The organism is Vibrio sp. 2-2(8) (genome assembly GCF_963888495.1).
GTDB classification, from domain to species: domain Bacteria; phylum Pseudomonadota; class Gammaproteobacteria; order Enterobacterales; family Vibrionaceae; genus Vibrio; species Vibrio anguillarum.
This window is the reverse complement of the sequence record NZ_CAWPJM010000002.1, coordinates 36,870-52,749: the sequence shown is the minus strand read 5'-3', so window position 1 is coordinate 52,749 and position 15,880 is coordinate 36,870. Positions and strand designations below refer to the sequence as shown.

The following is a 15,880-nucleotide window of genomic DNA, read 5'->3' as shown; positions in this document are numbered from 1 at the left end:
CAATCATAACAGGGCACTCACCGAAGGAGTACGCTTTTTTAGAGGAATTATTCCCACTCAATGGTGGCTGGTGGCTTACCTGAAATATCGTAAACCACACGAGAAATACCATTCACTTCATTGATGATACGGTTAGAAACCTTACCCAAGAACTCATAAGGCAGGTGCGCCCAATGTGCTGTCATAAAGTCAATGGTTTCCACTGCGCGTAGCGATACAACCCAATCGTATTTACGCCCATCACCCATAACGCCTACCGAACGAACAGGTAAGAAAACCGTGAAAGCTTGTGACACTTTGTTATACAGATCAGCGGCATGCAGCTCTTCAATGAAAATAGCATCGGCGCGGCGCAGCAAATCACAGTACTCTTTCTTCACTTCGCCCAACACGCGTACGCCAAGGCCTGGACCAGGGAACGGATGGCGGTAAAGCATGTTGTAAGGCAGACCAAGCTCTAGGCCAATCTTGCGTACTTCATCTTTGAAAAGCTCACGCAGTGGTTCAACCAATCCCATTTCCATATCATCAGGCAAACCGCCAACGTTATGGTGAGATTTAATAACGTGCGCTTTACCTGTTTTAGAGGCAGCCGATTCAATCACATCTGGGTAAATCGTGCCTTGCGCAAGCCATTTCGCATTTTTCAATTTCTTTGATTCTTCATCGAAGATATCAACAAACACATGGCCGATGATTTTGCGTTTCGCTTCCGGATCAGACTCACCTTGCAGTGCGTTGAGGAAACGCTCTTCTGCATTAACATGAATGATGTTTAAACCAAACTTGTTGCCAAACATATCCATTACTTGCTGAGCTTCATTCAGACGCAATAGGCCGTTATCAACGAATACGCAGGTTAATTTATCGCCAATCGCTCGGTGAGCCAGCATCGCCACAACTGACGAATCTACACCACCCGATAGGCCAAGGATCACCTCATCGTCGCCGACTTGCTCTTTAATACGAGCAACCGCATCTTCGATGATAGACTCAGCCGTCCATAGACGCTCACAACCACAAACGTTGAGAACGAAATTCTCAAGCATTTTTAGACCGTTTTTGGTGTGCGTGACTTCTGGGTGAAATTGCACGCCATAATATTTTTTCTCTTCATTCGCCATTGCCGCATAAGGACAAGTTTCCGTTTGCGCTGTTTTGACAAAATCAGCCGGAATTTGCACCACTTTATCACCGTGGCTCATCCAAACGTCTTGCGTTAGCTCAAGGTCGCTAAACAGGGCCGATTCACCCATTAGCTGTACAGCTGCATAACCAAATTCACGTTCCTCAGAACTGGCCACTTTTCCGCCCAACTGTTCAGCCATGGTTTGCATGCCATAACAAACACCAAATACAGGTACGCCAGAATCAAACACATATTGTGGCGCACGCGGAGAGTTGGCTTCAGTCACGCTTTCAGGGCCACCAGAAAGAATAATGCCATCTGGGTTGAATTCACGGATGTCTGCTTCTTCAACATCCCAGCTCCACAGCTCACAATAAACACCGATTTCGCGAACACGGCGGGCAACCAGTTGTGTGTACTGAGAGCCGAAATCTAAGATCAGAATACGTTGGTCATGGATATCTTTAGTCATTTAAGGTCAATCTCAATCATTAATGTAGTGGATGGGGAGCATCGCGCTCCCCATAAGCTTCAAGCTATTCGTGGTTCGTCATTAACCCAAGCGGTAGTTTGGCGCTTCTTTGGTAATTTGAACGTCGTGCACGTGTGACTCTTTCATACCTGCACCAGAGATACGAACAAACTCGGCTTTAGTGCGCAGATCTTCGATAGTGGCCGAGCCAGTTAAGCCCATGCTTGAGCGTAAACCACCCATTTGTTGATGAACGATCTCTTTTAGACGGCCTCGATAAGCGATACGACCTTCGATCCCTTCAGGTACAAGCTTGTCAGCCGCATTGTCAGATTGGAAATAACGATCAGAAGAACCTTGAGACATTGCACCCAGCGAACCCATACCGCGATAAGCTTTATATGAACGACCTTGGAACAAAATAACTTCGCCCGGAGCTTCTTCAGTACCTGCAAACATGGAGCCGACCATCACGCAAGATGCACCAGCAGCAATCGCTTTACAAATATCGCCAGAAAAACGAATACCGCCATCAGCAATCACAGGAATACCGTATTGATCAGCCACTTCAGCTGCATCAGAAATCGCCGTAATTTGAGGAACACCAACACCCGTTACAATACGCGTTGTACAGATTGAACCCGGGCCAATACCGACTTTGACCGCGCTTACGCCCGCGTCAATTAGAGCTTTCGCACCGGCACCCGTTGCAACATTGCCGCCGATAATATCGAGATCAGGATAAGCGGCGCGCGTTTCACGAATACGGTTAAGTACACCTTCTGAATGGCCATGAGAAGAGTCAATCAGTAGAACATCCACTCCCGCTTCCACTAATGCTTTTACGCGCTCTTCATTGCCAGCACCGGCACCAACAGCCGCACCAACACGTAAACGCCCTTGTTCATCTTTACAAGCATTCGGTTTGCGTTCTGCTTTATGGAAATCTTTCGCGGTGATCATACCAGTCAGTTTGAATTCATCATTCACTACCAAGACTTTTTCAACACGCGCTTTGTGCATGCGCTCTTGTACATCCTGACGAGATGCGCCCTCTTTAACTGTGGCTAAGCGATCTTTTGGTGTCATGACTGCTTCAACTTTTTTTGTTAAATCAGTAACAAAGCGAATATCGCGGCCGGTGATGATACCGACAAGCTCATTGTGATCGCTCACCACAGGGAAACCGGCAAAACCATGTTTCTCTGTCAAAGCAATCACATCTTGAATGGTTGCATCAGGGCGAACTGTTACTGGCGCAGTGACTACACCCGCTTCAAAAATTTTGACAAGACGGACTTGTTCAGCCTGCTCTTCAATGGGCATATTTTTGTGGATAAAACCAATACCACCCTCTTGGGCAAGAGCGATCGCAAGGCGAGCCTCTGTCACTGTATCCATAGAAGCTGAGATCATCGGAATGTTCAGTGCGATATTTTTGGTCAGCTGAGTATGGAGATCGGCTGTGTTTGGGAGAACGGTGGAGTGTGCTGGTACGAGAAGAACATCATCGAATGTCAGCGCTTCTTTGGCAATTCTTAGCATTTGCAATATCTCACAATTAAGAGGAGTGAATAAAAGGTAAATCCAAGTTGTCTCAATTTGCCCTAATACACAATGAACAGGATAAATCGATTTGGATTTGATATTGCGGTCGGATTATACGCCCGAGGCAATCGCTTGACCACTCATTTTTTCATTTTTAATTTGCATTCCAACCCTTGATATGTATTATATTGCCGCTAATTTCCATACCCTCGTCTAGGGGATTAGCCTTGCCTTCTTTGACCAACGAAAACATCTACACTGTCTCTCGTCTCAATGCTGAAGTACGCCTGTTACTTGAAAATGAAATGGGCATTGTGTGGCTCGTTGGTGAAATATCGAACTTCTCCGCTCCGGTTTCTGGCCATTGGTATCTCTCACTCAAAGATTCTCGCGCGCAGGTAAAATGTGCGATGTTCAAAGGCAATAATCGCTTTGTGACCTTCAAACCTAAAAATGGCCAGCAGGTACTTGTTAAAGCGCGTCTTTCTCTTTATGAACCCAGAGGTGACTACCAAGTCATTATCGAGAGCATGCAACCCGAAGGGGATGGTCGTCTCCAGCAAGAGTTTGAAAAGCTGAAGATGCAGTTGGCCGCAGAAGGGCTGTTTGCACAATCCAATAAGCGCCCCTTGCCGGAAAATCCTCAATGCGTCGGAGTTATTACTTCAAAAACTGGCGCAGCCCTGTTTGATATTCTTGATGTGCTCAAGCGGCGCGATCCAAGCTTGCCCGTCATCATTTATCCTACACTGGTTCAAGGCGAACAAGCGGCCATTCAAATTGCTCAAGCAATTGGTAGAGCAAATGCGAGGCAAGAGTGTGACGTATTGATTGTGGGTCGCGGTGGCGGTTCTTTAGAGGACTTATGGTGTTTTAACCACGAGATCGTAGCGCGCACAATTGCCGCTAGTCAGATCCCAATTATCAGTGCCGTCGGGCATGAAATCGATGTGACGATTGCTGATTTTGTGGCTGACGTACGTGCCCCAACCCCCTCCGCTGCTGCAGAATTAGTCAGCCGAGACAACAGTAATAAGCGACAAGCTTTCGCCTCATACCAGCACAAGCTACAAAGTGCGATGCGCTATTACACCAGTCAACAAGCGCATCATTTACGCGCTTTGGTTCACGCGCTAGAGAAACAGCACCCCACTTACCGCTTGCAGCGTCAAAGCCAGCAACTTGATGACACAGAAATGCGCCTACAGCGGGCGATACAGCGCTATATTTCGACTCAGCGTGAGCACATTGGCCAGCAATACCATCAACTGCAGTTGCATTCTCCCGTACAAACCTTAGCGAAGCAGCAGCATCGACTAGCCAAAAGCGAGCAACAATTGCTGGACGTAATGGAGAAAAAACTCCTGCGCACAGCACACCGTTTAACGCTAGCTGCAGAGAAGCTTGACGCAGTAAGCCCATTAGCGACACTAAAACGAGGCTATTCGATCACGCGAGATAGCTCAGGCAAAGTGATTCACCGCGCTCGTGATCTAAAAACCGGCGATCAATTGATCACGCGAATGGCGGATGGCGAAGTTTTCTCTACCGTTAATTAATCACTTAATCTTGTGCTTGAAACTCAAATCGAATCTTAGATTTTGATTTGAGCTCATTGCATGAGTTACAGAAAAAGTTTGCCGCGCCACACGCCTGCAATTTCTCCAGCTCAGAATCACACTCAGGGCAAAAACCAATTTTGTTAAAGTGATGTTTGCACTGAGCACAATGGTAACGCCCATCCCACGCCAGTGGATTTTGGCAACAAGGGCAAAGATTTTCCTGCATATAAATCCCATCTCTCTTTGTGTCTTTCACATAACATCTTTCACATAGTGTGATTTTGGTAGATGTTTTATATCGTTCGTTTTAATAGATAGCTCGTTTGCGTAGATAGATCGTGCATGTGATAGCCGACACTTCATCAAACGGCACGTATGGTCTCGGATTATCGAGAGTTCAGCTTTGATCTCTATCACAATACCTTTAGGCTCACCAACCACCTCATACACATTAGGCTATGATCGATAAAAGATCTCAGCCTGATCATTTGCTTTATCTGCTCCGTTCAGCGATCTACTCTCAAAAGAACATTTATATAACCACACACCGAAAGCATAAGTTACATATTCTGCATATGGATTTATAGCGATACAAAATTCCATTTAATAGCTAATAAATCAAAAAAAACAGAATATATTAAAATGATCTTTTGGCGAAATGTTCTACTCATTTTGTTTGATACTTATACAAAGCAGCAACGTTGCCGTGCTCTGTTTTTCACTCAATCATTTTGGTACTGCACTTCATTTCCAGACCGCCACGTTAGTGAGACTCTATCGCCAATGATAAATTTTAGGCAAAAAAATACCCAAGTCTAAGCTTGGGTATTTCAGTTATGAGGAAGGCTACTTGCTGCGTCCTTTCATCATCGTCATTAAGCGTTTACGTTTACGCTCTTGAGATAAGGTCAGCTTATTCACTTTTCCTTCAAATGGGTTATCACTGCTTTGGAACTGGATACGAATAGGCGTACCCATGATTTCTAAAGACTTACGGTAATAGTTCATCAAATAACGTTTGTAAGAATCTGGCAGCTCATTCACCAAGTTACCGTGTACAACGATAATCGGCGGGTTATAACCACCTGCGTGAGCGTATTTAAGTTTTACGCGGCGGCTACGAACCATAGGCGGTTGGTGATCATCGGTTGCCATTTTAAGAATGCGAGTCAATACCGATGTACCAACACGTGTTGTCGCCGATTTATACGCTTCTTGAACCGATTCAAATAGATGACCAACACCCGTACCATGCAATGCAGAGATAAAGTGGATACGAGCAAAATCGACAAAGCCTAAACGGCGGTCTAGCTCTTTCTTGACACGTTCTTTGACGTCGTTATCGAGCCCATCCCACTTATTGACTGCAAGCACTATCGAACGTCCGGCGTTTAGTGCAAAACCTAGCAAGCTAAGATCTTGATCTGAGATATTCTCACGAGCGTCAATGACTAACAGAACAACGTTTGCATCTTCAACCGCTTTTAAGGTTTTGACGACCGAGAATTTTTCAACCGTTTCGTTAATGCGAGTACGACGACGCACGCCAGCAGTATCAATCAATACATACTCGCGCTCATCACGCATCATCGGGATGTAGATGGAGTCTCGCGTCGTTCCGGGCATGTCGTAAACCACAACACGCTCTTCACCGAGAATGCGGTTAGTGAGCGTCGATTTACCGACATTCGGACGGCCAATGATCGCCAGTTTTATCGGCTGATCTTGCAGACGTTTGTATTCAGCTTCGGCTTCTTCTTCGGTGTAATCTAACTTTTCTTCTTCAGCATCTTCAAAGTCGGTTAGATCTTCGATTTCGCCTTCAGCCTGCTCGAGCATTTCCTCAGCAAGTGGATTCAAAGCTCGGTCGATAAGGATCCCAACACCACGGCCATGAGCGGCAGCAATTTGGTACATTTGATCGACGCCCAATTGCCAAAACTCAGCACTTGCAGCATCAGCGTCAATGCCATCCACTTTATTCACGACTAAAATAGCGCGCTTTTCAATCTTACGCAGATGTTGGGCGATCACTTCATCAGCCGCCGTTAAACCAGCGCGACCATCAACCATAAATAGCACAACATCAGCTTCATCAATCGCGGCCAATGACTGTTGAGCCATTTTCGTTTCTACACCCTCTTCACTACCATCAATACCGCCGGTATCGATAACAATGAAGTCGTGCTCACCCAATTTAGCTTGGCCATATTTACGGTCACGCGTTAAACCGGGGAAATCCGCCACCAACGCATCGCGAGTGCGAGTTAATCGGTTAAACAACGTAGATTTACCGACATTGGGACGCCCAACAAGAGCAACAACAGGAACCATACTAACCTCTACAATATTTTCTCTTATGTAGTTATAGGTAAACACTTGCTAGCAAGCATTAAATTTTTACCTATAACCACATCTATTTATTCAATAAAACGGCCCCTAACTGTTACCAGCCAGGAGCCGAATGTGAATTATATCACGATTTATTTTTTAATCGTCAGTTTCTTTACATTGCCATTACGGGTCATGCTGACATAACCATCATCGACAGCGAGAGGACTCACCGCAAAACCGCTCTTATCAACCAACTGTTGGGCAACGAATTCACCACTGCTGCGATCAATCCAATGTAGATACCCTTCACTGTCACCTAGCACAAGGTAGCCATTGATAATCGCTGGTGCAGTTAGCAAACGGTGTTCAAGCTGTTTGTTGCTCCAAAGTTCGGTACCGCTTCTTGTATCCACAGCCACCACATGATCTTTGTCGGTCACCACAAATAATCGGCCACCATCGCTAGCCATGTCTGTTGCTGAAGAGTAATTCCGCTTCCAAGCTGGTTTGCCCGAACGCAGATCAATGGCGATCAACTGGCCATTAAAACCAACCGCATACAGCATGCCGCCAATCACGATAGGTGAGGCATCAACATCGACTAGACGGTCAATTTCAGTGGCACCTTTAGGCATGCCAATCGGTTGTTGCCAAATCAACTGACCACGCTCAACGATAGCGGCAGCAAGACGGCCACCTGAGGTTCCCCAAAAAACACCGCCCGATACCGCAACAGGTTTGCTGTCACCTCTCAACGTTAAATTAGGAACTTCAGTACTGATGGTCCATTTTTGCTCACCCGTCGCTTGGTCTAAACTCACCAAAGTGCCACGACTGGTATTAACAATGATCATGTTCGCATCTGCAGCCGGAGCTGCTAGCACTTCACCGTCGACTTTAACTTGCCATACAAGCTCACCCGTAGCTTCATTAAGCGCAGTGACTAAACCGTTTTCACTACCAATGTAAATTTGGCTATAGGCCGCCGCTATACCGCCGGATAAACGCATAGTGCCATCTTGTTCAAGATCGGTTTTCCACAGCTCTTTACCCGTTTTAGGGTTCAAGGCTTTCACCAAACCATCACGACTAGCAATAAACACTTTGTCGTAAGCGTATTCTGGAGATAACTTTGAGAAGTAATGCCCTACGCCATCACCAATCGATGTGCTCCACTGAGTTGTGGGCGTAAATTCACTCGTTACCATTGGCACAGGAGCCATGATAATGGTGTCTTCTTCACTAGCACACCCTGCAAGTGCTCCAAGCACAACGGCAGAAACGAGCACTTTGTTGAACAACTTTTTCATCAACTTGTGCCCTTATTTGGCAAGATCGTCCAGTTTCATCTGTAGCGTTTGGCTTGCATCGTCAGCTTGTTGTGCTTCCGTGTATGCCGCATAAGCCGCGTCTGTGTCGCCTTTACGCAGTGAGATATCACCACGCAGTTCCGCAATGCGTCCCGCCCACCCTTTCTCTGTGATGGTCGTAAGATCAGCTAAGGCGGCATCAAACTGGCCTTGTTCCGCTTTAATACGGGCCACGCGATAGGTCGCTAACGGTAGAATAGCATCATCTTTGGTGTTTGCTTTTGCCCATTCAAGCTGCGCTAAAGCTTCATCAATTTGACCCGCTTCTACTTGAACTTTTGCAAGTTGTAGTGCGGCTAAGACGGCATATTCTGTACCTTTATTACTATCAATAAAGCTCTCAACAACCATCTCTGCTTCTGCGCCTTTTGCAGCTAACTGAGTTACCGCTTTGCTATAACTTTCAGAAGCGGCTTCTTGCGCAGCAATAACGCTATCTTGGTAGTAACGCCAACCAAACAAGCCACCAAGGCCAATTACAGCACCAAAGATCACGGCTTTACCGTTCTCTTTCCACCAATCTTTTATCGCTTCAACTTGTTGTTCTTCAGTATCGTAGAGTTCCACTTCCTGTCCTCTTTAATAGATGTCTCAAATGCGCTTGCTTACACAAGATGCGTCAGTTTGCTCGCGACTTCAGTTTGAGAAATCGTAATTTGTTCACCACCGATAAGATCTTTGAGAACTACTGTGCTTTCTGCGACTTCATCTTCGCCTAATACCAAAGCCACCGCAGCGCCCACTTTATCAGCACGTTTAAATTGTTTTTTGAAGTTACCACCACCAAAATGGTTCATAACACGCAGCCCCGGAACCTGTTCACGCAACTGCTCAGCAAGTTTCATTGCTGCCATCATAGTGCCTTCACCCGCACTGACCATGTACACATCGACACTGCGACGCACGTCGGTCAGTTCCAGTGTTTCCATCATCAGCACTAAGCGCTCTAACCCCATGGCAAAACCCACTGCCGGTGTCGCTTTGCCACCCAGTTGTTCTACCAAGCCATCATAACGTCCACCGCCACAAACCGTACCCTGAGCACCTAAGCTTTCGGTGATCCACTCAAATACGGTGCGGTTGTAGTAGTCTAGGCCGCGCACCAAGCGCTCGTTAACTTGGTATTCGATACCCGCAGCGGTAAGAAGTTCACATAAGCCTGCAAAATGTTGCTTGGATTCTTCATCTAGATACTCAGACAATTTGGGTGCGTCACCTAAAATCGCTTGAATATCTGGATTTTTAGTATCGAGTACTCGCAGTGGGTTGGTGTACATGCGACGTTTGGCATCGTCATCCAACACCTCTTGATGCTGCTCTAAATAGTCAATCAAAGCGGTGCGGTAATTGGCACGCGCTTCAAGAGAACCAATTGAGTTCAGTTCCAAACGAACATGTTTGTCGATGCCCAATTCACGCCACAAACGCGCGGTCATCATAATCAGCTCGGCATCAACATCAGGGCCATCCAGGCCAAACACTTCAACCCCACATTGGTGGAATTGACGGTAGCGCCCTTTTTGCGGACGTTCATGACGGAACATCGGCCCCATGTACCATAAACGTTGCTCTTGGTTGTAGAGCAAACCATTTTCGATACCAGAACGGACACAACCTGCGGTACCCTCTGGGCGAAGCGATAAACTGTCACCATTGCGATCTTCAAAAGAATACATCTCTTTTTCAACCACATCGGTCACTTCACCGATCGCACGGCTAAATAGATGTGTCATCTCAACGATAGGCATACGTACTTCATTGTAGCCATATGCACTAATCACGTTTTTCACTGTGCCTTCCACTTTTTGCCAAAGTGGAGACTGAGTTGGGAGGCAGTCGTTCATGCCTCGAATTGCTTGAATTGTTTTTGCCACAATACTTACCGTAAGGTCGTTGAGATTAATTTTGTTCGATTTGAGTCACGTTGATTCGGTTCTTCTCATCGAGAATAGAGGCCTTCGCGCGAATTTTCGCTTCGAGTTGGCTGACCAGATCATCGTTATCAAAACGCTCTTTCTGGCGGACGCCGTCTTCGTAGAATGCACTTTTCTTGTTGCTGCCAGCCAAACCAAGATGAGAAGCTTCAGCTTCACCTGGGCCATTAACCACGCAACCGATGATCGAGACATCCATAGGTGTCAAAATATCTTCCAAACGTTGCTCTAACGCATTGACTGTGGCGATCACATCAAACTCTTGACGTGAACAGCTTGGACAAGCGATGAAGTTAATGCCTCGCGAACGAATACGCAGCGATTTAAGAATATCAAAGCCGACTTTGATCTCTTCGATCGGATCCGCAGCCAGTGAAATACGCAGCGTATCACCGATGCCTTCGGCAAGCAGCATACCTAAGCCCACTGCCGATTTAACTGCACCGGCTCTTGCGCCTCCTGCTTCCGTAATACCAAGATGCAGAGGTTGGGCAATCTGTTTAGCCAGTAAACGGTAGGAATCAACGGCGAGAAAAACATCCGATGCTTTAACGCTGACTTTGAATTGATCAAAGTTGAGTCTTTCAAGAATATCGACATGACGCATCGCTGACTCGACTAAAGCGGCCGGTGTTGGCTCACCATATTTCATTTGGATCTCTTTTTCGAGCGACCCACCATTCACGCCAATCCGAATGGGTATGTTCTTGTCACGTGCGCAATCGACCACGGCGCGAATACGTTCTTCGTTGCCAATGTTACCAGGGTTGATACGCAAGCAATCAACGCCATATTCGGCGACTTTCAACGCAATGCGGTAATCAAAATGGATGTCAGCCACCAGCGGGATGGATACTTGCTGCTTGATCAACTTGAACGCTTCTGCCGCGTCCATTGTCGGTACAGAAACTCGTACGATATCAGCCCCGACTTTTTCTAACGCTTTAATTTGAGCGACCGTTGCCGCAACATCGGTAGTGCGCGTGTTGGTCATAGATTGAACAGCAATAGGAGCACCATCACCGATGGGCACATTACCGACATAAATACGCGTCGATGAACGACGCTTAATTGGAGATTCGTGTTGCATAGTATTTTCTAAGGTAAGGTGAATCGAGCGACTTTACCGGAAGTATACCCAGAAAGGTCTACAGGTTCACTTGCAAATGTCATTGAAACGCTTTCAGGCGCGCCAAGAATGATTTGAAACGGAGCTTCACCTTGCAAGGTTACGGTTTGCCCTGATTTTTTAATCCCAGTGGAAAGGGTTTTACCTGCTGCATCTTTCACCTGAATCCAACAATCTGCGCTGAATGTGAGTGTGAGAGGAGCGTATGGATTCGTTGCATCCTGCGGTGGCGTCTTCTCCAATACAGGATCGTCGCTCGCACTCAGGTCGGCTTCGGCTGTATCATCTTCAGGTGAAGGGATAAGTTCTGCAGCCTGAGTGTTGATTTCTACAGGGGCATCCACCGCTTCTGCTTCTACTTGAGATTCGTCAACCGTAGGCACTAATTCAGGAACGGTCGTGAAATCCTCATCTCGCAAACGCTCAACCGATGTCGACGTGATTGATGGTGAACTCTCAACCACAACATTCTCTTGTTCTTGGTTTTGCCACCACCATAATGAGGAAATACCAATAATAATGGCAAAAATACCCCATGTCAGCGTCATAATACGGCTATCGTGTTTCTCTCGCTTGGTTTTCTTTGAAAAACTTTGCATCGGTTGTTCAGCGACAACCGTAGGATAGCAATCATCAAAGGAAGCTAAAATAACTGACTCTTTGATCCCGACGGCCTTCGCATAGGAACGTAAATAACCGCGAGTAAACGTCGCCACTTGGTCCGAGGCGAAGTTATTCTCTTCTAAACTCTGAATGATAGAGAGACGTAACCGCAACCTATCGGCAACTTGCTTTTGCGTTAATCCCAACGCTTCACGCTTTGCCTTTAATAAAGTACCGGGTTGCACCGTGTCTGTTTTTACATCTGCAATAATCTGTTCTTGTTCAGTAGTCATCCGTTTTGTACATCTCATTATGTTATGGCTCGAATGGCACCGTCATCACTTTTATTGTTATTAGTTCGTAGTAATAAAATGGTGCATTCCAACACGGTGAAAAATTTGCATTCATTGATGCAGGCGACAGTTCAAATTTAACATTACGTCAGTTAGCAATTCTAATGGATATTTGACGTTAAACAACATGGCTTTAGGAAAGAAATTACAGCTAGGTCAATATTTTTCATAAAATTGACGTCAAAATCGCGGAAAATTATTTCAAATGGTAAAAATGCACAAAGCCAGAGGAATCTCTGGCTTTGCTTTATCATCCGATTTAGACCGATTTGACAGGAATGACATCGCCACCCATTTGTTTCATTTTGGTCCGTTTGGTTCTATCAATCACATCACCCACTAGCTGCCCACAAGCGGCATCAATATCATCACCACGAGTTTTACGCACCGTCACTGTGTGTTCATACTGCATCAGTGTTTTTTGAAAACGGTCAATACGTGAATTACTCGGTTTTTTATAAGGTGAACCGGGATAAGGGTTAAATGGGATCAGGTTAATTTTGCACGGCGTGCCTTTCATCAACTTAGCCAATTCGTGCGCGTGGTCCATATCGTCATTGACGTGATCCAGCAACACATATTCCACCGTAACCTTGCCACGGTTTGCATTTGAAGTGGCGATATAACGACGCACTGAGGCCAAGAAATCTTGAATATCCCAGCGATCATTGATCGGCATAATTTCGCTGCGTAATTTGTCATTGGGTGCATGCAATGAAATCGCTAATGCAACATCGATTTGCCCTGTCATTTGATCAAGACCAGAAACCACGCCCGAAGTCGACACGGTGACACGACGTTTTGACAAGCCAAAACCTAAATCATCCAGCATGATCTCTAACGCTGGGATCAAGTTTTTCATGTTGAGCAAAGGCTCGCCCATCCCCATCATTACTACGTTAGTAATCGGACGACGACCCGTCTCTTTCTCAAGGCCAATTTCTCTCGCTGCGCGCCAAACTTGCCCGATAATTTCAGACACTTTGAGGTTACGGTTAAAACCTTGCTGAGCCGTTGAACAGAATTTGCATTCCAGAGCACAGCCAACTTGGGAAGAGACGCACAAAGTCGCTCGGTCTTCCTCTGGGATGTAAACCGTTTCAACATCTTGATCTCCTACACGCATCGCCCACTTAATCGTACCATCAGACGAATGTTGTGCTTGTGAAACGATCGGCGCGCGAATTTCACAACGTTGTTGCAGTTGCTCACGCAGTTTCTTGTTGATATTGGTCATTTGTTCGAAGTCATCACAACCAAAATGGTAGATCCACTTCATGACCTGATCAGCGCGGAACGCTTTTTCACTGAGCTCTTCAGCAAAAAATTTACGCAGACCTTGGCGATCAAAATCAAGCAGATTGACTTTTTCAATAGTCATGTGGCCTCTCAACGACGGAAACAATAAATAAGGGCGCGAATTGTACAGCCTTTATGCAGTAACAACAAGGGTTGTACAACCCTTCAATTACTAAGTCATTCAATGCTTGGCGGATTGTTTTTACTCTACAGTTCCCAATCATACGAGTATAAAAAAGCCTCACAACGTGAGGCCTTAATCGAAAGAATTTGGGATAGAAAACGCCAAGATTAACGAGAGAAAATCTCTGATTCAGGGAAGAAAAAAGCGATTTCACGTGCCGCCGATTCAGGACTATCACTGCCATGAACTGAGTTATGGCGCATGCTTAATGCGTAATCAGCACGAATGGTTCCACATGCCGCTTCTTCTGGGTTAGTTTTACCCATTAATTCGCGGTAACGAGCAATAGCATCTTCACCTTCAAGCACTTGAGCCATGATCGGCCCTGAGGTCATAAATTCTTTTAGTGCTGGAAAAAACGCTTTGCCTTCATGCTCAGCATAAAAGCCGCTCGCTTGCTCTTCGTTCAAATGTACCATTTTCGCGGCGATAATACGCAAACCTGATTTTTCGATACGGTGATAGATTTCACCAATCAAGTTACGTTCTACCGCATCGGGTTTAATGATAGAAAATGTTCTTTCTAGAGCCATAAGGTTATCCTTTTTCTTTTGTTTTTTTAGTTATAGTGAACCGCCCAAAACAGAGAGTTGAGCGGTTTTTCATTATTGAGCTTGGTCGGTCAAAATGCGTGCTAATGTACGCACCCCCATTGCCGTTGCACCTGCGGCCCATTTATCGCTTGCTGATTTGCGGTAAGTACCGGCGCAGTCAAAGTGCAGCCACCCTTTTTTGTAATCTTCAACAAAGTAAGAGAGGAAGGCCGCTGCGGTACTTGCTCCCGGTGAATAATCACCTGAGCTGATGTTAGAGAGATCCGCAAAGCTTGAAGGCAACATAGAGCGATGAAACTCAGCCAAAGGCAGAGGCCATAAGCCTTCTTTCTCTTGGTGAGCTGCCACCAATGCCTGCTGGGATAAGCTCTCATCAAAGCTGAGTAGTGCATGGTAATCATTGCCGAGTGCATTTTTGGCGGCACCCGTTAATGTCGCGCAATCAATAATAAGCTGCGGTTTTTGCTCGTTGGCATAAATCAAGCCATCGGCCAACACTAGGCGGCCTTCTGCATCGGTATTCATTATTTCAACTGTGGTGCCATTTTTATAAGTGATGATATCACCCAGTTTCAAGGCGCGTCCGGAAACCATATTTTCTGCACAACACAAAATGAGTTTCACACGTTTATTAAAACCACGCATGATAGCCAAACCAAGACCACCGGTGATCGTTGCAGCGCCCCCCATATCTGCTTTCATCGCCGACATAAAGTTGGACGTTTTTAAACTGTAACCACCAGAATCAAAAGTAATGCCTTTGCCAATTAAGCAAGCAAAAACAGGAGCACTTTCTTTTCCTGTCGGATTGTAATCGAGTTGCAGCATAGCTGATGTGCGCTCGGAGCCACGCCCAACCGCATAAATACCTTCCCAACCTTCGGTGAGTAGATCTTTATCTTTGACAATACGGTAGCTGACATGCTCAGGGGCTAGCGATTTGATGAACTCAGCCGCCATGGTCGCTAACTGACGCGGCGCGACTTCTTCGGCGCTTTTATTGATGATATCGCGCGTCCATTCCGTCGCTTTAATACGATATTCTAACTCGGCTTGATCTGACTCACTCAGCGGTTGCCATTCTAGTGTGTTGAGTTTTTTCGCTTCACGATAACCTTGGTAGAAAGCCCAAATATTTTCTAAGTGCCAACCGTCACCTTGTAGGCTGATAGCTCTGATAGCTTGCCCATCAAGCTTACGTGCCGCGCGCTGAACCGCGCTGAGTTCATGCTCACTCTCAATAGCATGAATTGTGGCACCATTTTCTGAAAACGAAACAATCGCCTTTTCTCCCCACTGAGGCTGGGCAGCTTGTTGGCTGATAAATACGGACATCTTTGTAGACATGGTTTCTCCTTGCCTGAATATGGCCTCACCTGTGCCATTACGATTAAATAACCAAGGGATGT

The 15,880-nt window shown here is 46.1% G+C and carries 13 protein-coding genes; 1 reads left to right on the top strand and 12 read right to left on the bottom strand.

What is annotated here, in order from left to right:
• Positions 1 to 47 precede the first annotated feature (47 nt).
• Complete coding sequence (gene guaA / locus AACV12_RS00925) at positions 48 to 1,601, bottom strand: glutamine-hydrolyzing GMP synthase (RefSeq protein WP_094128335.1); 1,554 nt, start codon at positions 1,599 to 1,601, stop codon at positions 48 to 50.
• Between the two features lie 81 nt (positions 1,602 to 1,682).
• A complete protein-coding gene (gene guaB, locus AACV12_RS00920; RefSeq protein WP_026028100.1) occupies positions 1,683 to 3,146 on the bottom strand; it encodes an IMP dehydrogenase in 1,464 nt (487 codons plus the stop codon).
• 230 nt (positions 3,147 to 3,376) lie between these two features.
• Here guaB and xseA point away from each other — a divergent pair, with 230 nt between their 5' ends.
• Positions 3,377 to 4,708: an exodeoxyribonuclease VII large subunit gene (xseA, locus tag AACV12_RS00915; protein WP_170901265.1), complete on the top strand. Its 1,332-nt coding sequence runs from the start codon at positions 3,377 to 3,379 to the stop codon at positions 4,706 to 4,708.
• Between the two features lie 4 nt (positions 4,709 to 4,712).
• Here xseA and AACV12_RS00910 read toward each other — a convergent pair whose 3' ends face one another.
• The 10 genes from AACV12_RS00910 to pepB form a co-directional block, all read right to left on the bottom strand.
• Positions 4,713 to 4,937: a zinc ribbon domain-containing protein gene (locus AACV12_RS00910; protein WP_199871416.1), complete on the bottom strand. Its 225-nt coding sequence runs from the start codon at positions 4,935 to 4,937 to the stop codon at positions 4,713 to 4,715.
• A gap of 620 nt (positions 4,938 to 5,557) precedes the next feature.
• Positions 5,558 to 7,045, bottom strand: coding sequence for a ribosome biogenesis GTPase Der (der, locus tag AACV12_RS00905; RefSeq protein ID WP_026028098.1), 1,488 nt, complete (start codon positions 7,043 to 7,045; stop codon positions 5,558 to 5,560).
• 149 nt (positions 7,046 to 7,194) lie between these two features.
• On the bottom strand, positions 7,195 to 8,355 hold the full coding sequence (gene bamB / locus AACV12_RS00900) for an outer membrane protein assembly factor BamB (RefSeq protein ID WP_026027694.1): 1,161 nt from the start codon (positions 8,353 to 8,355) through the stop codon (positions 7,195 to 7,197).
• A 12-nt stretch (positions 8,356 to 8,367) separates the two neighbouring features.
• Positions 8,368 to 8,982: a YfgM family protein gene (locus AACV12_RS00895; protein WP_013857490.1), complete on the bottom strand. Its 615-nt coding sequence runs from the start codon at positions 8,980 to 8,982 to the stop codon at positions 8,368 to 8,370.
• A 38-nt stretch (positions 8,983 to 9,020) separates the two neighbouring features.
• Positions 9,021 to 10,289 (bottom strand): histidine--tRNA ligase, encoded by a 1,269-nt coding sequence (gene hisS, locus AACV12_RS00890; RefSeq protein ID WP_019282105.1) that lies wholly within the window; start codon positions 10,287 to 10,289, stop codon positions 9,021 to 9,023.
• A 25-nt stretch (positions 10,290 to 10,314) separates the two neighbouring features.
• Complete coding sequence (gene ispG, locus AACV12_RS00885) at positions 10,315 to 11,439, bottom strand: flavodoxin-dependent (E)-4-hydroxy-3-methylbut-2-enyl-diphosphate synthase (protein ID WP_010320399.1); 1,125 nt, start codon at positions 11,437 to 11,439, stop codon at positions 10,315 to 10,317.
• Between the two features lie 8 nt (positions 11,440 to 11,447).
• Complete coding sequence (rodZ, locus tag AACV12_RS00880; protein ID WP_081245283.1) at positions 11,448 to 12,392, bottom strand: cytoskeleton protein RodZ; 945 nt, start codon at positions 12,390 to 12,392, stop codon at positions 11,448 to 11,450.
• 301 nt (positions 12,393 to 12,693) lie between these two features.
• On the bottom strand, positions 12,694 to 13,815 hold the full coding sequence (locus tag AACV12_RS00875) for a bifunctional tRNA (adenosine(37)-C2)-methyltransferase TrmG/ribosomal RNA large subunit methyltransferase RlmN (RefSeq protein ID WP_026028096.1): 1,122 nt from the start codon (positions 13,813 to 13,815) through the stop codon (positions 12,694 to 12,696).
• Between the two features lie 209 nt (positions 13,816 to 14,024).
• The gene (gene ndk, locus AACV12_RS00870; protein WP_013857494.1) at positions 14,025 to 14,450 is read right to left on the bottom strand and encodes a nucleoside-diphosphate kinase; all 426 of its coding nucleotides are present in this window, start codon (positions 14,448 to 14,450) and stop codon (positions 14,025 to 14,027) included.
• A 72-nt stretch (positions 14,451 to 14,522) separates the two neighbouring features.
• Entirely contained in the window at positions 14,523 to 15,818 is a 1,296-nt protein-coding gene (gene pepB / locus AACV12_RS00865; RefSeq protein WP_026028095.1) for an aminopeptidase PepB, read from the bottom strand.
• Positions 15,819 to 15,880: the final 62 nt, after the last annotated feature.